17 protein-coding genes are annotated in these 19,641 nt (G+C 52.8%); 9 read left to right on the top strand and 8 right to left on the bottom strand.

What is annotated here, in order from left to right:
• Positions 1-57 precede the first annotated feature (57 nt).
• Positions 58-1,491, top strand: a complete 1,434-nt coding sequence (gene cysS / locus FCN51_RS19500; RefSeq protein WP_160256641.1) for a cysteine--tRNA ligase — start codon at positions 58-60, stop codon at positions 1,489-1,491.
• Positions 1,488-2,258 carry an RNA methyltransferase gene (locus tag FCN51_RS19505; RefSeq protein WP_003623373.1) on the top strand — a complete coding sequence of 257 codons (771 nt, stop codon included), beginning with the start codon at positions 1,488-1,490 and terminating at the stop codon, positions 2,256-2,258. The genes cysS and FCN51_RS19505 overlap by 4 nt, the downstream gene beginning before the upstream one ends.
• Before the next feature lie 67 nt (positions 2,259-2,325).
• Here FCN51_RS19505 and FCN51_RS19510 read toward each other — a convergent pair whose 3' ends face one another.
• Complete coding sequence (locus FCN51_RS19510) at positions 2,326-2,991, bottom strand: alpha/beta hydrolase (RefSeq protein WP_003623374.1); 666 nt, start codon at positions 2,989-2,991, stop codon at positions 2,326-2,328.
• A 447-nt stretch (positions 2,992-3,438) separates the two neighbouring features.
• On the opposite strand from FCN51_RS19510, the gene FCN51_RS19515 reads away from it, so the two are divergent.
• The 6 genes from FCN51_RS19515 to FCN51_RS19540 all read left to right on the top strand — a co-directional run bounded on the left by FCN51_RS19515 (position 3,439) and on the right by FCN51_RS19540 (position 9,143).
• Complete coding sequence (locus FCN51_RS19515; RefSeq protein WP_160256642.1) at positions 3,439-4,623, top strand: cysteine desulfurase family protein; 1,185 nt, start codon at positions 3,439-3,441, stop codon at positions 4,621-4,623.
• Between the two features lie 8 nt (positions 4,624-4,631).
• Positions 4,632-5,795, top strand: coding sequence for a cysteine desulfurase family protein (locus tag FCN51_RS19520; RefSeq protein WP_160256643.1), 1,164 nt, complete (start codon positions 4,632-4,634; stop codon positions 5,793-5,795).
• Positions 5,796-5,872: 77 nt separating this feature from the next.
• The gene (locus FCN51_RS19525; RefSeq protein ID WP_006115619.1) at positions 5,873-6,187 is read left to right on the top strand and encodes a ferredoxin family 2Fe-2S iron-sulfur cluster binding protein; all 315 of its coding nucleotides are present in this window, start codon (positions 5,873-5,875) and stop codon (positions 6,185-6,187) included.
• A gap of 27 nt (positions 6,188-6,214) precedes the next feature.
• Positions 6,215-7,297: a tRNA 2-thiouridine(34) synthase MnmA gene (mnmA, locus tag FCN51_RS19530; RefSeq protein WP_003623382.1), complete on the top strand. Its 1,083-nt coding sequence runs from the start codon at positions 6,215-6,217 to the stop codon at positions 7,295-7,297.
• A 24-nt stretch (positions 7,298-7,321) separates the two neighbouring features.
• Complete coding sequence (locus tag FCN51_RS19535) at positions 7,322-7,993, top strand: glutathione S-transferase (protein ID WP_201762624.1); 672 nt, start codon at positions 7,322-7,324, stop codon at positions 7,991-7,993.
• A gap of 58 nt (positions 7,994-8,051) precedes the next feature.
• A complete protein-coding gene (locus FCN51_RS19540; protein ID WP_160256645.1) occupies positions 8,052-9,143 on the top strand; it encodes a glycosyltransferase family 4 protein in 1,092 nt (363 codons plus the stop codon).
• Between the two features lie 11 nt (positions 9,144-9,154).
• On the opposite strand, the gene FCN51_RS19545 is transcribed toward FCN51_RS19540, so the two are convergent.
• From FCN51_RS19545 to rfbB, 7 genes are all read right to left on the bottom strand, one after another.
• On the bottom strand, positions 9,155-9,775 hold the full coding sequence (locus tag FCN51_RS19545) for an RluA family pseudouridine synthase (RefSeq protein ID WP_201762625.1): 621 nt from the start codon (positions 9,773-9,775) through the stop codon (positions 9,155-9,157).
• Positions 9,776-9,828: 53 nt separating this feature from the next.
• Entirely contained in the window at positions 9,829-12,483 is a 2,655-nt protein-coding gene (locus FCN51_RS19550) for an FtsK/SpoIIIE family DNA translocase (RefSeq protein ID WP_201762549.1), read from the bottom strand.
• 236 nt (positions 12,484-12,719) lie between these two features.
• Positions 12,720-13,694, bottom strand: coding sequence for a glycosyltransferase family 2 protein (locus FCN51_RS19555; protein WP_185332900.1), 975 nt, complete (start codon positions 13,692-13,694; stop codon positions 12,720-12,722).
• Positions 13,695-13,774: 80 nt separating this feature from the next.
• A complete protein-coding gene (gene rfbD, locus FCN51_RS19560; RefSeq protein WP_160256647.1) occupies positions 13,775-14,680 on the bottom strand; it encodes a dTDP-4-dehydrorhamnose reductase in 906 nt (301 codons plus the stop codon).
• A gap of 2 nt (positions 14,681-14,682) precedes the next feature.
• On the bottom strand, positions 14,683-15,255 hold the full coding sequence (gene rfbC / locus FCN51_RS19565) for a dTDP-4-dehydrorhamnose 3,5-epimerase (protein ID WP_003623397.1): 573 nt from the start codon (positions 15,253-15,255) through the stop codon (positions 14,683-14,685).
• 48 nt (positions 15,256-15,303) lie between these two features.
• Positions 15,304-16,215 carry a glucose-1-phosphate thymidylyltransferase RfbA gene (gene rfbA, locus FCN51_RS19570; RefSeq protein WP_003623399.1) on the bottom strand — a complete coding sequence of 304 codons (912 nt, stop codon included), beginning with the start codon at positions 16,213-16,215 and terminating at the stop codon, positions 15,304-15,306.
• Positions 16,212-17,270, bottom strand: a complete 1,059-nt coding sequence (gene rfbB, locus FCN51_RS19575; RefSeq protein WP_124306660.1) for a dTDP-glucose 4,6-dehydratase — start codon at positions 17,268-17,270, stop codon at positions 16,212-16,214. Before rfbB ends, rfbA begins: the two co-directional genes overlap by 4 nt.
• A 201-nt stretch (positions 17,271-17,471) precedes the next feature.
• On the opposite strand from rfbB, the gene FCN51_RS19580 reads away from it, so the two are divergent.
• Complete coding sequence (locus FCN51_RS19580) at positions 17,472-19,619, top strand: GMP reductase (RefSeq protein WP_160256648.1); 2,148 nt, start codon at positions 17,472-17,474, stop codon at positions 19,617-19,619.
• The last annotated feature ends 22 nt before the right edge of the window (positions 19,620-19,641 follow it).

A 19,641-nucleotide genomic window follows, 5' to 3' on the forward strand; every position in this document is an offset into this window, starting at 1 on the left:
GCAGGGGCAGAATTAAGCTGAAACCACCCCCACTCGTCAAGACCTGTTTTTGTGTTGATGAAAGGTTTTTTGGGCTCGCAGGATATTGCATCCAAACCGCTGCTGGCGCATCTAGGCTGCATGCCGCACTCTCATCTTCCTCCTCACCCAGTTCTATCCCTGCACGATAGCCAAAGTCGTGCCACGGTGCCGTTTACGCCAATCGATCCGGCACACGTAAAAGTCTATTACTGTGGACCAACAGTGTATGACTTGGCGCATATTGGCAATTTGCGGGCCATGCTTACGGCAGATGTGCTGGTGCGCCTGCTGCGGCATGTTTATCCGCGCGTGACATTTGTGCGGAACATCACGGATGTTGATGACAAAATTACCGCACGAGCCCGCGCGAATGGGGAGGATATTGGCTCTCTAACCCAGCGCACTACGGAAGAGTTCCATCAGGATCTGGCATCCATGAATGTGCTGCCGCCGGATATAGAGCCGCGCGCCACGCATAATATTGGTGAAATGCAGGCCATGATCGCGCGGCTGATTGAAAACGGCCACGCGTATGAGGCCGAGGGGCACGTGCTGTTTTCGGTTGGTTCGTTTCCGTCCTATGGCGCACTTTCTGGCCGCAACCCGGAAGAGCTGGAAGCTGGTGCACGTGTAGAGGTTGCTCCCTACAAAAAAGCGCCGGGTGATTTTGTGCTGTGGAAACCATCGGACGCAGATCAGCCAGGGTGGGATAGTCCTTGGGGCCGTGGCCGACCGGGCTGGCATATTGAATGTTCTGCTATGTCTCATCGTTATCTGGGAGATAGCTTTGATATTCATGGTGGTGGATCAGACCTTCTGTTCCCGCATCATGAAAACGAACGTGCCCAGAGCCTGTGCTGCTTTCCTCATGGCAAGTTTGCCAATTACTGGGTGCATAATGCCATGCTGCTGGTTGAAGGTGAGAAAATGTCCAAGTCTTTGGGCAATTTCCTCACTATTCGGGATGTGCTGGCACAGGCTCCGGCAGAAGCTCTGCGGCTGTTGCTGTTGGGAGCACATTATCGCTCCACCCTGAATTATACGCAGGCTGGTTTGCAGGAAGCACGTAAAACGCTGGATCGGTTCTACCGTGCCCTTGCTGCAGGTCCTGTGCCCGAAATGGATGTGCCGGAGGGCGTGATGCAAGCTCTGGCAGATGATCTGAACACACCTAAAGCTATTGCAGAACTGCACGCTCTTGCAGCGCAGGCTCTGGCAGGAGACAGGCAGGCCGCAGGTGCTCTTAAAGCGGGTGCAGGCATGCTGGGGCTTTTGCAGGGTGACCCGGAACAGTGGTTCAAAGGTGATGCCTCTGATGAAGATGCGGCCATTGAAGCCCTGATTAACGAACGTCTGGCTGCCCGCAAAGCGCGCGATTTTGCAAAAGCAGATGCGCTGCGTGATCAGCTTCAGGCTCAGGGCATTGTGCTGGAAGATACCAAAGATGGCACAAGCTGGAGGCGGGCATGACCGGTCGGGATGGGGGAGCCCCTCTGGAGCCAATAGGTAATACGCCTGTTGTTATTCTGGTACGCCCGCAAATGGCGGAAAATATTGGCACCACGGCGCGCGCCATGGCCAATGGCGGCCTTTTTCATTTGCGGCTTGTCAGCCCGCGGGATGGATGGCCGCAAGAGCGTGCATGGCGTACCTCTTCCGGGGCAGATCGGATTCTGGAAGCTGCAACAGTGCATGAAAGTGTAGATGATGCCGTGGCAGACTTGCACCATGTCTATGCAACATGCCCGCGCCCTCGGCATATCATCAAGCCAGTTTTAACGGCCCGCGGTGGTGCAGCAGAGTTACGTGCGGCAACAGGGCGTGGGTTAAAGGTAGGCCTGATGTTTGGCCCCGAACGTGCTGGCCTGGATAATGAAGATATGGCGCGGGCAGATGCGCTTATTCGTTATCCACTTAACCCGGCTTTCATGTCGCTCAATCTGGCGCAGGCCGTCATGATCATGGCGTATGAATGGTGGATGGCAGAGGATCAGACGCCCCCGCGTGAACTCATGACGAATGAGACTCATGTGGCGACCAAAGGGGAGCTGGAGAATTTTCTGCAACATCTGGAGCGTGAGCTGGATGACTGCGGTTTTCTGCGAAATGAGCAGAAGCGCCCCGGTATGGTGCGGAACCTCCGCCACTTTTTCACACGCGGCGAAGTCACTGAGCAGGAACTGCGCACGCTACATGGCGTTGTGCGGGAACTGGCACATCCACGCCGGAAAGATTGATATTTTTTAAAGGCAAGGTATCTGCTGCCAGCCCATAAGAAACGGCTGGCAGCAGTAAAGCGGCTTTTTAGTCTGCCGCCAAAGGCATGTTGTGGTGTGCCATGGCTTTGGTTACGTGGTCTTCCACCGCGTTGGTGATCTTATCTACCTGCTTGGCAAAGATATGATCCGCTTCGGGGAAAACCCGGTAATCAACCGTTACACCCTTTTGGGTATTCAGCTTATCTACCAGTTTATGAATGGCAGGCTCCGGAGCCATATCATCCTTGCCGCCAGCAATCATCAGGCCACCGCAGGGGCATGGTGCCAGAAAGCCGAAATCATAATGCGCGGCAGGTGGTGCAATACTGATCCAGCCGGTAATTTCCGGGCGGCGCATCAGCAACTGCATGCCAACAAAAGCGCCAAAAGAATAACCGGCAATCCACAGCCCGCTGGCATTGGGGTTAACCATCTGCATCCAGTCTAGCGCTGCGGCGGCATCTGAAATTTCGCCAATACCGCCATCAAACCGCCCCTGAGAACGGCCGACCCCGCGCGAATTGTAACGCATGACGGAAAAGCCCATCTTTTCGAATGTGCGATACAGCGCATAGGTAATGCGGTTGTTCATGGTGCCGCCGTGCAGCGGGTGAGGGTGCAGCACGAGGGCAAGCGGGGCGTTGGGCTCGTTTGAATGGTGATAGCGCCCTTCAAGACGACCATCAGGGCCGGCAAACATAACCTCTGGCATTCGGGTTCCGCTTGATCATGGAAAACGTCCGTGGGCATGACGTTTCCGGGTTCTGTAAACAGGTCTGGTTAAAAACGATGCCGCGTTTCCAATCAGGCCATGCGGGGCAGAGGCCACGCAGTTAAATGTTCAACACTCCTTTGTTTTCCGTTTGTGGGGAGAAAACGGAAAACAAAGGTTCTTCAGGTATATGGTGTCTCTGGTGTGTAGAGAAAATAGCAGAAGATGTTTTCTGCCGTTGACCTTGGGGAAGACACAGGCATAATCATGCACCAAGATTCCGTGGAGATCGTAATGCGTGGGGGAAGTCTTTTCTCCCAGCGTGATGGGGCATGCTGCACCTCGTGGTGTTGACCATGCGGCTTTCTATAGCGGCTGTGCGGCCAAGATTTCCACATAAATCGTTATAATGGCTGTTTTTAGCCCTTTTGGGTATGGCATGTCTGTGTGGCAGGCGATCTGATTCGGGGCATCATGACAAGCAGAACAGAAAGAAACAGCAGTGGTTCAGGTATGGTTTATCTGGACGCCAATGCAACAGAGCCGTTGCGCCCCCAAGCGCGGGAAGCCTTGCTGGAAACTGCTGATTTAACAGGAAATCCATCATCCGTGCATCGGGCTGGTCGTAAGGCCCGCGCTTTGTTGGAACAAGCCCGTAATACAGTTGCACGTTATCTGGATGTAGCCCCGTTAAACTGTATTTTCACATCAGGTGGCACAGAAGCCAATGTGCTGGCGATGAGGGGACTCGGCCAAGGACGCCGATTCCTGATCGGCCGTACAGAGCATGATGCTGTGCGCAAAGGTGCACCAGAAGGTGCGCAAGTGGTATGGTTGGATGTGGATGCCAACGGTCAGGTGCAACTGGACAAGCTGGAACAGGCACTGGCGCAGGACGAAACATCTGCCTTTGTGTGCTTAATGCTGGCCAATAATGAAACTGGCGTGCTGCACCCGATTGATGATGTGGTTTTGCTGTGCCGGAAGTATGGCGCGCATTTGCACGTCGATGCAGTGCAGGCAGCAGGGCGTCTACCACTTTCTGTGGAACAAAGCGGAATCGATAGCCTTGCGTGCTCAGGCCACAAAATGGGTGGGCCAAAAGGGGCTGGGGCTTTGTTGTTGCGTGGCCCAGCACCTGCACGTGTGCTGCCAATATTCGAAGGTGGCGGGCAGGAACAGGGCCGCCGTGGCGGCACACCTCCGCTACCTGCCATTGCAGGATTGGCCGCAGCCTTGGGCGCAGCGCTGGAACAACCGCGAGACTTGGCCCCGTTGCGAAATAGTATTGAGCAGGTAGCTGTGGCCGCAGGTGCAAAAGTGTTTGGGGCAGATGTACCGCGTTTAAATAATACCACCTCTCTGGCATTGCCGGGCAAGCGCGCTCAGGCACAGCTCATGCGGCTGGATCTGGACGGTATTTGTGTTTCGGCTGGCTCTGCTTGTTCTTCCGGCAAAGTAGCGTTTTCACACGTGTTGGAAGCTATGGGTGCAGGCGACTTGGCTGGGCAAGCTTTGCGCGTTTCCTTGCCTTGGAATGTGACAGAGCAGGATGTTGCCCGCTTTATAGAATCTTACACTCGTATGGCGCAAAGCCCGGCAGCTATTGGGCTTGTGGATTCTGTGGTGTAATTTCGATCATGGCTTCTTCCATTTATTTTGATCATGCAGCCACCACACCGTGCGACCCGCGTGTACGTGCAGTGTTGCTGGATGTTCTGGACCATGAAAATGGTAATCCGCACAGCACAACGCACGAAGCGGGTATGCGCGCAGCAGACAGAGTAGCACATGCGCGTAACCAGGTGGCCAGCCTGATAGGGGCAGATGCGAAGGAAGTTATTTTCACATCAGGTGCTACAGAAGCCAACAACCTAGCCATTAAAGGGGCTGTGCGCCACTTGGCTGCACAGGGTAGCCCACGCAAACGCGTTATAACTGTAGCAACAGAGCACAAATGTGTTTTGGAAAGCGTGCGGGATCTGGCGCAGGAAGGGTTTGAACCTGTTGTGCTGCCAGTGGATGTTAACGGCCTGCTTCATCCATCTGTGCTGCAAGAGGCGTTAAAAGTGCCCACAGCCCTTGTTTCCATTATGGCAGCTAATAATGAAACAGGCGTGCTGCAAGACATGCCTGTTTTGAGCCGCTTGGTGAATGAGGCAGGCGCTTTACTGCATGCCGATCTGGCGCAGACCGCAGGAAAAATTCCTGTAGATGTGCACACTTGGGGCTTGGCGCTGGCTTCTGTTTCCAGCCACAAGCTGTATGGCCCCAAAGGTGCAGGGGCATTGTTTGTGCGGCGTCGGCCTAGGGTACGTTTGGCGCCGCTGTTTTCTGGCGGAGGGCAGGAACGTGGTGTGCGTTCTGGCACCGTCCCCGGTTTTCTGGTGGCTGCTTTTGGGGAGGCCTGCCAGATTGCAAAGCAGGAGCTGGATATCGGCTTTGAGCATTTATCTATGTTGCAGCGCGTTTTTCTAAACAGGCTGGATGCCGCGTTGCCGGGGTGTGAGGTTAACGCAGCAGCGGCACCACGTTTGCCGGGTATTTTTAATCTGCGTTTGCCCGTAGGCGTTTCTGCGCTGGATATTGTAGCGGTTATGCCTGATCTTGCTGTTTCTTTGGGTTCAGCCTGTTCTTCGGCAGAACTGGCTCCATCTTATGTGCTGGAAGCAATGGGATTGAGTAGAGAAGAAGCGGGAAGAAGCTTGCGTCTGTCTCCCGGACGTTTTACCTCAGCCGCCGAAGCAGAACGCGCGGCAGACAATTTGGCGCAGGCTGTCTTGCGGGTGCGCAGTGTAACGTAAGTTACCAGGTTGCAGCCCAACAGAACGCCATACCCCCACATGCCGCAATGAAACAGCCTTTGGCAGGATGGAAACCAATGCCCCAGATGACATTTGTTGAACAGGACGGAACAGAACACAAAGTGGATGCGCCGGTTGGCCTTTCCGTGCTGGAAATTGCCCATAAGCACGGCATTGACCTTGAAGGCGCATGTGAAGGTTCTTTGGCCTGCGCAACATGCCATGTGATTGTAGACCCAACTTGGGCACCCAAGCTGGCAGCCCCTACGGATGATGAAGAAGATATGCTGGATCTGGCTTTCGGGCTGGAAAAGACATCTCGCTTGGGTTGTCAGATCGTTATGACAGATGCGCTGGATGGCTTGGTTGTACGCCTGCCCAGCAAGGCCTGAAGCCGTTTTTAAAAGGATATAGCGCTCATGCGTATACTTGTTGCCATGTCTGGTGGGGTGGATAGCTCTGTTGTAGCTGCCCGCCTTCTGGAGGAAGGGCATGAAGTTGTGGGTGCTACCTTGCAGCTTTACGATTCGCGCGGGGCTGCAAAAAAAGGTGCGTGCTGTGCAGGGCAGGATATTCGTGATGCCCGCGCAGTGGCGGACCTTCTGGGCTTTCCGCATTACGTTATTGATGCGGAGCGCCGCTTTAAGGATAGCGTCATAGAGCGTTTTGCAGATGCCTATGCATCGGGTGAAACGCCAGTGCCCTGTGTGGCGTGTAATCAGGGCGTGAAGTTTACAGATCTGCTGGGCCTTGCGCGTGAAATTGGCGCAGATGCCATGGCAACAGGCCATTACGTTCGCCGTGTGGAAGGGCCAGATGGTGCTGAACTGCACCGCCCGTGTGATGAAGACCGGGATCAGAGCTGGTTCTTGTTTGCTACCACGCGGGATCAGCTAGAGTTTTTGCGTTTTCCACTAGGTGATATGCCAGATAAGGCTGCTGTCAGAAAAGAAGCCGAGCGCTTTGGTCTGGTGGTTGCAGGCAAGCCGGACAGTCAGGACCTATGCTTTGTAAGCGATGGCTCCTACGTGGATCTGGTGGAAAAGATGCATCCTGAAATGGCTGGCCCCGGTGAAATTGTGGATCAGCAGGGGCAGATTGTAGGCCAGCACGAAGGCGTTATGCGTTTTACCGTGGGGCAAAGCAAAAGGCTGGGGAATGCTGCGCGCTTAAATGGTGAACGCCAGATGGTGGTTGGTGTAGAACCGGGCCGCAGGCGTGTTATTATCGGCCCGCGGGAAAAATCTTTTGTTACGGCACTTTCTGTGCGGGATGTGAACTGGCTGGTAGATGCGCCACCAGAAGGCTTGGTCTGCCGTGTGCAGATGCGTGCGCGTGAGGAGCCTCGGGCTGCCCGCGTGGTACCCACACCAGATGGCGCCATGGTGTATCTGGAAGAACCCGCCATGCCCGCACCTGGGCAGGCCTGTGTGTTCTATCAGGGCACGCGTATTCTGGGTGGTGGGTTTATCCGCCGTATGGAAGAAACTGTTCCAGCATAAGTTTTTAAGTAAAGGGCACGAATGATGGCTGATGGTCGGCTTGTTATTGGTACACAGCGATATTCTTCGTGGTCTTTGCGGGGCTGGCTGATGGTAAAGCTTGCACAGCTAAACGTGGATATAGACGTTGTGCCATTGGCCGGTGGTGGCAAAACCACGGTGCTTAAAACGCTGTCTCCCAACGGGTGTGTGCCGTATCTGGAGCACGAAGGCGCGGTGGTGTGGGATTCGCTTTCAATCGCGGAATACTGCGCAGAATATCAGCCTGCTCTTTGGCCATCCGAACGGTGTGAACGTGCAATAGCGCGCTCCATATCAGCAGAAATGCATTCCGGTTTCCGGGGGGTGCGTTCTGCTCTACCTATGAATCTTGGCCGAGATGCCCGCCCATTGGTTGAGCATCTGGCAGAAGATGTGCTGAAGGATATCTCCCGGATTGATGCGATTTGGACAGATGCCAGAACCCGTTATGGGGCAGATGGCCCCTATCTGTTTGGGGTATCTTTTGGGAATGCAGATGCCATGTTTGCCCCGATTGTCTGCCGCTTTCTATCCTATGGTGTTACTGGGCTGTCTGATGTTTCTCGCGCATATATGGATGCCGTACGCCAGCATCCGCTGATGCAGGAATGGTATAAAGAGGCATTGGATGAACCAGCAGAGTGGCAGCTGGATATGTATGAATCTATCCCCTGATACGGTGTGACGTTCTGCAGTGTGCATTACAGAGCGTATGATACCGAAGGGGTAAAATATGTGTGCTTTACGGGTTCTAACAGTTTTACCCCCCCGGGAAAGATTTGCACCGCAACAGGCTGGGGCCATTGCGTTGCTAGTGCATCGCGCGGCGTTAGAAGGTGAAACCGTTGTAGGGTCATCTCTGTCTGTTCCAAGTTTTCAGGGTGTTGCGTTTCAGCCTGTGCCTTCCGTTTTGTACCCATTAGGGCGGATAGGCCGATATATCGCTGGGGTGGCTAGAATAATTCGGCAGCTTCAACCGGAACTTGTTGAGGTTCATAACCGGCCAGATATTGCATTGGGGCTGGGCAAGCGTTTCCCAAATCTTCCCGTTTCTTTGGTGCTGCATAATGATCCATGCGGCATGAAAAAGGCGTGCACAGCAGCAGAACGAGAAACACTGGTCTGCAAGGTGGCGGTGGTTGCTGTATCTGAATGGGTGCGAAAGCGCTTTAGCAGTTCAGCAGCAGAAAATGTATATGTGCTGCCCAATTGTCTGGATTTTTCGGCACTGCCAGAGGTTCCTATAACGCGTGAGAACCTGTTGCTGTTTGCAGGCCGTGTTGTAGCGGATAAAGGTGTGGATTCCTTTGTGGCTGCGTGTGCTGATGTTTTGCCTTCTCACCCCACATGGCGTGCTGAAATTATTGGTGCAGACAGATTTGGCCCGGATTCTCCGCAAACACCTTTTTTAAAGCAGTTGCGCGTGCAAGCGCAGGCAGCCCACGTAGCAATGGCTGGGTATCAGCCTCATCATAAAGTACTGGAAGCTATGGGGCAGGCCGCCATTGTTGTGATACCCAGCCGTTGGCCGGAACCTTTTGGTATGGTGGCGTTGGAGGCCATGGGTATGGGGGCTGCGGTCGTTGCTTCCCCCCGTGGTGGTTTGCCAGAGGTTGTTGGAACTGCCGGGGTGTATGCTAACCCGGATGATGTTCCTGCTCTGGCAAATATCTTGCGGGATCTCATGAATGATCCGCAAAAACGCAGTCAAATGTCTGTTGCAGGGTCCCAGCAAGCCCGCAAATTTGATGCGGAAATCATCCGTAACAAACGGCAGCTTTTACATGAGAAAATTGTAAAAGCATGGCCGCAAAAAAGAAAATAAACGCCATACTTTTAAAGTTTGGTTTCCTTTTCAGGTGTCCACCCGCAAGCTTGCAAAGTTGCTTTCATGCCAATCCTTGGTGGTGCAATTGCTGTGATGGGTGGAGAAAAAGGTAGGGTTAAACTTCTGGCTAGCAGGTGCAATCCCTGAGTGTGCGGCGTGCCGTAAAGAGGGTCACCTAGAATAGGCCAGTTCATGGCAGCACAATGCACACGGGCCTGATGTGTGCGCCCGGTTTCAAGAGTAAGCTCCAGCCAGCATAAATCCTTATTGCGGCCAAGAACCTTCCAGCGCGTAGCTGCTGCTGCGCCAGAAGGAGATGCCACCATGCGCCAGCCTTTTTTAGAGGACTGTTTTTCAAGTGGTAGGTCTATGCGGCCAGTGTCTTCTTGCGGCCCTGTTTGCACAACAGCCCAGTAGGTTTTCTGTGCTGTTTTGGTGGCAAACGCCTGCTGCAAAGCCAGAAGAGGTTGTTTGCGTAAGGCAATGGCCAAGCAGCCAGATGTATCTGTATCCAACCTGTGGGCCAGCCATGGCCCATCCTTGCGGCGTGAAAGCAGGGGAAACCAGTCTTCTACACTCGGGCCACCTGTTGGGCCTGCATGAACAGGCAGACCCGCAGGTTTGTTCAGGATAACCAGATGATGATCCTGATACAGGATAGGGGGTAACGGGGAGGAAATGTTTAGTCCTCCCTATTGGCGCCAACCAATACCTTGCGGCGGCCAACATGGTCTGCCCGGCTGATAATGCCTTCTTTTTCCATCTGCTCAATCAGCTTTGCGGCACGGTTATAGCCAATGGAAAGTTTGCGCTGAATGAAAGAGGTGGAAGCTTTGCCTTCAGTGGTCACAATAGAAACGGCTTCATCATACATTTCAGACTCGCCGTTATCACCGCCTCCAGAACGGCCAGAACCACTGTTGGAGGATGCTGTTTCATCCACAGGTTCTGCCAGCACATCGTCATCGTAAACAGGTTCTCCCTGTTCTTTCAGGAAGTTAACAACCTGTTCCACTTCGCTATCCGCCACAAACGGGCCGTGTACGCGGGTAATGCGACCGCCACCTTGCATGAACAGCATATCACCTTGGCCCAAAAGCTGTTCAGCACCCTGTTCGCCCAAAATGGTGCGGCTATCAAATTTACTGATAACCTGGAAGGAAATGCGGGTGGGAAAGTTGGCTTTAATGGTGCCGGTAATCACATCCACAGAAGGGCGCTGTGTGGCCATAATAACGTGAATACCAGCTGCACGGGCTTTTTGGGCCAAACGCTGCACGCAGGCATCAATTTCTTTCCCGGCTGTCATCATCAGGTCAGCCATTTCGTCAATAATCACGACGATATAGGGCATGGGGTCTAGCGTAACAGATTGTTCCTCAAAAACCGGGTTACCGGTTTCGGGGTCAAAGCCTGTCTGCACACGGCGTACAACCACTTCACCATCGGCACGGGCTTCTGCTGCACGGGCGTTATAGCCTGCAATGTTACGCACCTGCATATGCGCCATGGTGCGGTAACGGCGGTCCATTTCGCGCACCACCCATTTAAGGGCATTTACGGCTTTTGGTGGTTCTGTCACCACCGGTGTGAGCAGATGCGGAATGCCATCATAGATGGAAAGTTCCAGCACCTTGGGGTCAATCATGATCAGGCGGCATTCATCGGGGGAAAGCCGATAAAGCAGCGAAAGAATCATGGCATTAACACCAACGGATTTACCCGAACCCGTGGTGCCGGCTACCAGCAGGTGCGGCATACGCGCCAGATCACTAAACACCGGTTCACCAGAAATATCTTTACCCAAAGCCAAAGGAAGCTGGCCTGGCTCATCCCGCCATGTGGGCTGATTGAGGAGTTCGGAAAGATAAACCGTCTCACGTGTTTGGTTGGGCACTTCAATGCCCATCACGTTGCGGCCGGGCACGGTGGCAATACGCACACTCAGCACGGAAAGAGAGCGTGCCACGTCGTCTGAAAGGCCAATAATTCGGGCAGAACGAATACCCGGTGCTGGCTCCAGTTCATAGAGTGTCACAACAGGGCCTGCGCTCATGCCCACAATTTTGCCCTGCACACCGTAATCAGCCAGCACCTGTTCTAGAAGGCGTGCAGTTGCATGCAGTGCTTCTGGGGAAGGGCCCGTGCGTGTATTGGCCGGAGCCGGTTTAAGAAGGCTGAGAGAAGGCAGTTCCCACCCTCCTTTCCGTACAGTGGCACCCGCACGCACCGTAGGGCCGGTGTTGTTTTCCTGATTTGCGCTTCCAGAAAACAGACGCCCCAGAATACCCGATTTGGCTGGTTTTTCTGGTGTTGGTGGCGGCGGAGGGGAAGCTTGTGTAACAACAGGAGCTGGCGTGGCAGCGGGCGCTGGATCCGGCGTATGATGTGCCAGCTCCATGGAAGAAGAAGTCGCAGGTTTTTTGATGTCTTCCTCATCACGGAGCATCAAAGCGGTGCCTGATGATGCAGGCGCAGATATTGGTGCCGCGTGGGGGATGTCCTCTACCTCTGGTTCATCATGGGAAAAGAGGGACTGTGCGGATGCCTGGGGCCGGTTTTTATAAGGATCAGCCGTTGCGGTAGTGGTGTAGGTATCTGTCTGGGGTTTGCGGCTGGCATAGTAGCGTACAAAGCGCACCCCGAGTTTGCCCGGCAAGCGGAGCAACATAAGTGTTACGCGCCAGATGGCAAACCATTCCTCCCGCCGTAGGCCCGTGGCCAAAGCCATAAGCAGAAAAGCCAGTAGCAGCCCAAGCAGCCACAGCACCATGCCACCGGCTGGGCCAATGGCCGCCATGCCAGCTGCAATGGATGTTTGAGCGATGGAATGGCCAATGCCCCCGCCAATACCAGCTTGGGTTGGCCAGTTAATGGTAGGCAAAGCTGTAAAGAGCAGAGGAATAGCGGCCAATAGCGCGCCAGAAACGGGCAACAGGCACAAAATGGCTACAACACGCATGGCAAATACAGGCCATGATTCGTGGCCCAGCAGCCGGTGGCTCATAAACCGCCAGCCCCATGCGATCAGAATAAGCGCGGGTAGAATGGCCGCCAGCCCCACGCCCTGTAACAGCGTATCGGCAAAAAAGGCGCCGCTCATACCTAACAGGTTGGTTGGCGGTTGCCCCGTTGCTGTGTTGAAAGACGGATCATTGGGATTATAGCTGACAAGTGCAGCTAATAAAGCGCAGGCCAAAACGCATAGCGCGAGCCCACCACCTTCCTCTAGGCGCAAACGCAACGTGCTTTTGTGTGAGGATGGGGGATACTGATCGGATTGCGTAGGGCTTATGCGCGCCAAGGGTGTTGATCCTGACTCCAGAAGCCGAAACACATTTCCAGCATGCTGGAAAAATGTTTGCGGGTGATTGATGAGAATGATTCGGTTTTAACAGTAGCGGTAATCTATCGTGAACAGCTTTATAGCAGAAGCACTGGAAAGTGGTTTTGTTAAGGAATATGCAGAGAAAATCCAGCTCTTGAGCACATAATCTTGCTCATGATGTTTCATTTTCACACTGTGGATGACAGAGAAGAGCAAAACCTGCTGATCAAAGTACCAGATATTATTCAGCCTAACAGAAACCATAGCCTGAAAATAATTTGTTCCGGCCAAGTATATCTACGCAGTTTGGAAGAGCGCTGTAGCATCTGCCATCTGTGCCATCTTCCTATCAAACCTGATTGTGACAGCACTTTACGTAATGCAGCTACGAAATGGCGGTTATCTGCTGAAAGGTAGGTTTGTTGAGCAAGATAGGCCAGATTGCCCCGAAAAATGGACATAAATTGCCACGGGCCACGCCGGAGAGCAGCTAATGCCCGTTGCGTGAATAAGGCAGGGGCCCCCACAGCGTTATTATCATGCTGACGGTAAAATAATGTGGGCTGATTGTCCGTAATAATGGTGCCATCTGCGCCAGTAACAACCAGATAAGCCCACCAATCATGCAAAATATGTTTGGGCGGGGGGAAACTGCTTTGTAAGAGAGAGACCCCCGCTGGGGAAAGCATAATGGTGCAGCCCGTAGCAATATTCTGCGTTAAGGCCATTTGAAAGCACGGGTGTGGCGGTAACTGCGGCGAAATACTAATGGGGCGTAGCCTGGTGTCTGTTAAGCGTTGGCGTGAGCAATAAAGCGCGGGCTTTTGGGTGACTGTAAGCGCTTTAAGCCCACGTTCCAGTTTATCTGGAAACCAGACATCATCCTGATCACAGAAGGCAATAAAATAACCTTCTGGCACATCCTTTAGAAGTGTTGCGTAAGAAAGTACAACCCCCATATGCGCGAGGGATGACGTAATTTGTCTGCAACGTTGAGTGCCAACATCCAACGCAAACTGATGCATGTAATCTATACTGGCATCAGTAGAACCATCGTCCCGCCATAGCAGAACCCAATTTGTATGTGTTTGCTGTTTAAGGGATGTTAGCAGGTCATTTAAAAATGCAGCGCCATTGTAAACAGAAAGTAAAACGGCAACAGGAGCAGTTTCCTGATGTTGGGGAAGATCCATCCCGTGTTGCACGTTTAGTGTTTGCACCTAACTGTTCACTTCTGCATTCTATCAGGCGGTATTGATTGAGATAACCTTCTGGGGCCGCCTGTTCCCCCAGAGAGGTGTCAGGAAGGTGCTGTGAAGATGTGGTGTACCACCTTGTTCACGCTTTCCTGCCATTGCGGCATCTGAACGCCAAATACGCGCGCAAGTTTACTGTTATCCATGCGAGAATCAGCCGGACGTTTGGCAGGTGTGGGCCAATCTTCTGTGCGTATGGCCGTAATGGTGGGTTTAGCTTGGCCGTATTCAGACGCTTTTTGAAGCGCAGCTTCGGCCAGACCATGCCATGTTGTCTCACCAGTGCCGCAGGCGTGATAAATGCCTGCGTATTCATCTTTCCAGCCGGTTTTTTCAATAGTGGCCAGAATGGAAAGAATCGCCCGCGCCAGATCATCGGAGCAGGTGGGGTTACCACGCTGATCGCCTACTACCTTCAGTGCTGGGTTTTTGGCGCCAGCATTGAGCATGGTGCGTACAAAGTTTTTTCCGTGCGCTGAATAAACCCAAGAGGTGCGAAGGATAATGCTGCGTGGGTCAGCTGCCAGAATGCATTGTTCACCTTCAGCTTTGGTGCTGCCATAAACAGTCTGGGGGGAAACAGGATCTGTTTCCACATAAGGTGCACCTTTGTCTCCGGCAAATACGTAATCTGTGGAAACATGGACAAAGGGGATGCCGCGTTCTGCACACAGGCGTGCCAGAAGTTCTGGCCCTGTGGTGTTGGCACGGGCTGCGGCTTCGGGTTCACTTTCTGCCAGATCAACAGCCGTCCATGCTGCAGCATTTACCACAGCAACAGGCTTGATAGCGTCTAGCGTTGTCTTAAGTGTTTCGGGGCGGTCAAAGTCAAAATCCGGGCGGCCAACACAACGGATGCGTGGTCCACCAAGATTAACCAAAGATGTTGCAAGCTGGCCTTTTCCGCCAGTTACCAGAACAGGGCCGCCAGTTTCAGACAGAATGCTCATGCTCAGCCTTCTTTCCCTGCATACTGGAACCACCCTTTGGCAGCTGAAAATTCCGGTGCCAGCAAGTCTTTTTCAGACAATACGGCGTCCTCGGCCTTAACGGGCCAATCTATGCCGAGTTCCGCACTGTTCCAGATAACGGCGCGTTCAGATGCTTTGCTGTAAAGAGCCGTGCATTTGTATTGCACTTCTGCATTCTCAGTCAGGGTGCAGAAGCCGTGCAGGAAGCCCGGCGGAATCCAGAGCTGAGACCAATTTTCTTCGGACAGTTCGGCCGCAACCCACTTTCCATAAGTAGGGGAGCCTGTGCGGGCATCTACGGCAACATCCCAGATAGCCCCACGTGTGCAGCGCACTAATTTGCCCTGTGCAAACGGATCAAGCTGACAATGCAGGCCGCGGATAACACCTTTCTGGCGGGAAAGACTCTGGTTATCCTGCACGAAAGGTTCCGTAATGCCAGCTTCGCGCATGCGTTCGATATTGTAGGTTTCTGAAAAGAACCCACGATTGTCACCAAAGCGTGGTGGCGTAATCAGAATAACATCGGGAATGGCAAGGCGTTCGGATTTCATGCGCGGAAAACTCCTGCGTTGCTATGGGGGAAAAAGAAAAAGCAGGCCTTAGTGGCCTGCACCTTCAGATGAAGCCAGGTTAAACAGCACCCGCCCCAGTTCTGTTTTGCCCATGCGCTTGGCATGTTCTTTAAGGTGATCAGCAGAAATATACCCCATACGGAAGGCCACTTCTGCCGGGGAACCTACAAGCATTCCCTGCCGTGCCTGAATGGTATGTACAAACTGGCTGGCTTCTAGCAGGCTATCGGGAATACCCGCATCCAACCATGCACAACCACGGCCCAGACGCTCAACCTGCAGGTTACCTTCTTCTAGGTAAAAACGGTTCAGATCTGTAATTTCCAGTTCACCACGGGCAGAAGGTTTCACCTTTTTGGCAAAATCCAGCACACGGTTATCATAGAAATACAGGCCAGTTACGGCCCAGTTTGAAGGTGGGTTGGTAGGTTTTTCCACAATGTCAAGGGCACGGTCTGTTTCATCAAAGGAAACAACCCCATAACGTTCTGGGTCACGCACCTGATAAGCAAAAACAGTAGCGCCTTGAGGGCGTGCAGCTGCTTTCTGCAGAGAAGCGCTGAGGTGATCAGCAAAAATCAGGTTATCACCCAGAGCCAATGCGCACGGTGAATCCTGTAGCCAGTCTTCAGCAATCAGAAAAGCCTGCGGGATACCATCGGGCGAAGGCTGAACACGGTATTCAAAGTTCACACCAAACTGCGAACCATCACCCAGCAGACGTTTGAACTGCGGCAGATCCAGTGGTGTGCTGATGATCATAATATCCTTGATACCTGCCAGCATCAGCGTGGAAAGCGGATAATAAACCATCGGTTTGTCATAAACTGGCAGCAACTGTTTGCTGGCTGCCAGTGTCATGGGGTAAAGCCGCGTGCCAGATCCGCCAGCCAGCAGAATGCCCTTCATGGGGGTAGGAGTAGCAGGTTTGTGAATCATGGAGCAGTGGTTCCCAATCTCTGGCCAGTATAGCGGCGGGCGCGAATGCTTTCCCACCATGTGCGGTTGTCCAGATACCACTGGACAGTGCGGCGGATGCCGGTTTCAAAATTATGCTTGGCTTTCCAGTCCAACGCCTGCTCGGCGTGAGAAGGATCAATTTCGTAACGGAAATCATGGCCGGGGCGATCTGTTACATAACGGATCAGCCGTTCACGCGGGCCTGCTGCATCGGGGCAAAGCTCATCCAGAATGCTGCAGATTGTCTGCACAACTTCCAGATTGGTGCGCGGTTGGCGTGCACCAATAGCGTAGGTTTCGCCCGGTTTGCCTTTTTCAACGGCTTTCACCAGAGCTTCTGCGTGGTCTTCTACAAACAACCAGTCTCGCACGTTGTCACCCTTGCCATATACGGGCAGTTCCTTGCCCTCAATGGCGTTGATGGTGATCAGCGGGATCAGTTTTTCAGGGAAATGCCAGATACCGTAGTTATTTGTCGTGTTGGTGACAAAGGTAGGCAGCCCAAAAGTGTGATACCAAGCCCGAACCAGATGGTCGGAAGAGGCTTTGCTGGCAGAATATGGGCTGCGTGGGTCATACGGTGTTGTTTCGGTAAACGGCGGATCGTTGGGGCCGAGTGCGCCAAAAACTTCATCCGTAGAGATATGGTGAAAGCGGAAGGCTTGCTGCGCTTCCTTATCTAACCCCATCCAATATTTGCGGGCAGCTTCCAGCATGGAGTATGTGCCCACCACATTTGTCTGGATAAAGACGCCCGGCCCATCAATGGAGCGATCAACATGGCTTTCCGCCGCCAGATGCATAACTGCATCTGGTTTAAAGCTGTTGAACAGCTTTTCCAGTGCAGGTGTATCTGTGATGTTGGTCTGGGAGAACGTATAGCGTTCGCTCTCCGGAGCATCTTCAACTGTCTCAGGTGAGGCTGCATAGGTCATGCAGTCAACATTCAAGACAGAATGTGAGGTATTGTGTATGATGTGGCGAATAACGGCAGATCCGATAAACCCACAACCACCAGTTAATAAGATGCGCATGCTATGTCGTTCTTCAAGACCAGAATGATATAATTGCCTGATAACAGCTTATCAGTCATATGGGAGAAGAAAGCAATTCTCCAGCATTCTTACGTTTTTTCTATGCAAATCTGGAAAGAGAAGGATATCTCACCCGTTAGACAAAAATATACACAGTCTAATTGAGGTAGAACTTCTATAAATGAGGGTGTTTTTAATTCAATGACAGGAACCCGCCAAACAGATCCAATGCAGTGGGTGCATATGGTTCCGGAACTGGCATTTCTGGCTAATTCCTCTCCTGTTATTGGAAAACCAGAGCAATCAAATCCATTTGTTTGTGAGCAGCACAATGGAATATGGACGCCTGTGTTTGGGAAACCGTTTCTGGAAAATGAAGAGACGGTTTCTTTTTATGGGCGCATGGCGCTGGAAATGGCTTTTCTTCTGAATGGCCTGCCTGCGCATGATGTGAAGAAATATTTAAATCGTATTTGGGTCGCGTGTGCACGCAGCGCTGCGCGTTGGTGGAAGGCTTCTGGCGGAGCTATCGAGAAGTGCCCTGAAACATGGGTTGAAATGCTGGCAGCAGATAGGCTGCCTGATATGGAATGGTTGCAGAGGGTATGCCAACAACACCTCTCTTCTGCATTGTCATCAGTAAACGATCAGCAGGGGTTTGCTGGTCAAACAGAAAATGATGATGATTTTTGCCAGTGGGTGCAGCGTGTATGGCCCTATCTCGGATCTTCCGATGTGCTGATGGCAGAAGGTGGCGATGAAAGACTCGGTCTTGACCCTCAAACCCATCAGAATCGTTACGGGTGCACGTATCGTCCTTCTGTAACAGGCGGGCAGTATTCTTCTTCCACGGCATCATCCCCATCTTTGCATGCATTTAATGCTGTCGAGCAATGTAGGTTGGAGCTGGTGCGGGACATGCTGGCGCAGCCCCCGGAAAAGCCGTTGCTTGCGCTGGAAGCGGATATCAAGGCTTTTTTGGCGCAATACTACGGCGTTGAAAAAGCCGATAACTGTATTTTAGCACCCTCAGGCACAGATTCCGTACTGGCCGCGTTAGCTCTTTCTTTGGCCGTTAACCCAGCAGTCGGTGTGGTTTTGGCTGGAGTGGAAGAAACAGGCAGCGGTGTGCCACTGGCAACGCAGGGACGACATTTTGCCAGCACAACTGCGCTGGGGTTCCGTGTTCGTAAAAGCGAAAAAATAGCTGGGTTTCCTGCAGGTACGCAGCTGGTAACAGCCCCATTGCGCACCGAAAATGGGGAGCTGAATTCCAGGCAAAATATTTTTCATATCTGCCAGCAGCAGATTCACAGCGCGGTTCAGGCCGGCCAACGTGTGCTGCTCTATTTGCTGGACACTTCAAAAACCGGCCAGCTTGTTCCCGATATGCAGGTGGTGCAGGCCCTATGCCATACATATCCGGGCCAGATTGATGTTGTGGTGGATGCTTGTCAGGCGCGCCTGATGCCTGAACGTATAAAAGCCTATTTGCAGCAAGACTGGGCTGTTATGGTTACGGGGTCCAAATTTTATACGGGCCCAGCGTTTTGTGGGGCGCTTTTATTGCCAGAAACATGGCGGCAACGGTTGGACCATGCGGTGTTGCCTTCGGGTTTGGCGGCCTATTTCAATCAGGCAGAGTGGCCGGCCTGTAAGGCAACCACTTCTTTAAACAATGGGTTTAATTTGGGGCTCTTGCTGCGCTGGGTTGGCGCTTGTGCGGAAATCGAGCGTTTTTCTCATGTGCCTGCTTCAGAAAAAACTGTCCGTTTAGAGCAGTTTCTGGGTGGAATACGCCATATTCTGGAACAGGATGAAACAATAGAACTGTTGCCAGATACCTTGGTAAAGCGGGATGCTTTGCCCCATGCGTGGGATCAGCAGCAAACCATTTTTTCTTTTCTCGTAAATGGTGGAGGCAACACTGGCATCACCTCCGTTTTAAATCTTGCGGAATGCCGGCAGCTGCATGTGTGGTTAAAACAGGATCTTTCGGGCGATCTGCCGTTTGGTTGCCCAGATACCGCGTACCAGATTATGGCCAGAGGTTATCAGCTTGGGCAGCCTGTTGCCGTGCCCTATGCGCGGGTAAAGGGGCAAATGGCGGGCGCTTTAAGAATTTCTGTGAGCGCACGCCATATTTCTGGCTCAGACATGCCTCAAGGCATGACGTATCAAACGTATCTGGAGCAAGAGATACAAAATGTGCAGGATGCACTGCAAAAGGTTTCCCTGATCCTGCGTTATTGGCCGTTTTTGCAGAAAGCGGAGGACAAGGCAGCGTCTGCTCAGCCAGAAAATATAGTGAATGTTGAGGCAGAAGCATTGCTTCCTGTTGCATTGTAGGGGCAGCGATTTCGGCCCTTGC

The sequence above is a fragment of the Acetobacter pasteurianus genome (assembly GCF_009914215.2).
Taxonomy (GTDB): Bacteria; Pseudomonadota; Alphaproteobacteria; order Acetobacterales; family Acetobacteraceae; genus Acetobacter; species Acetobacter pasteurianus.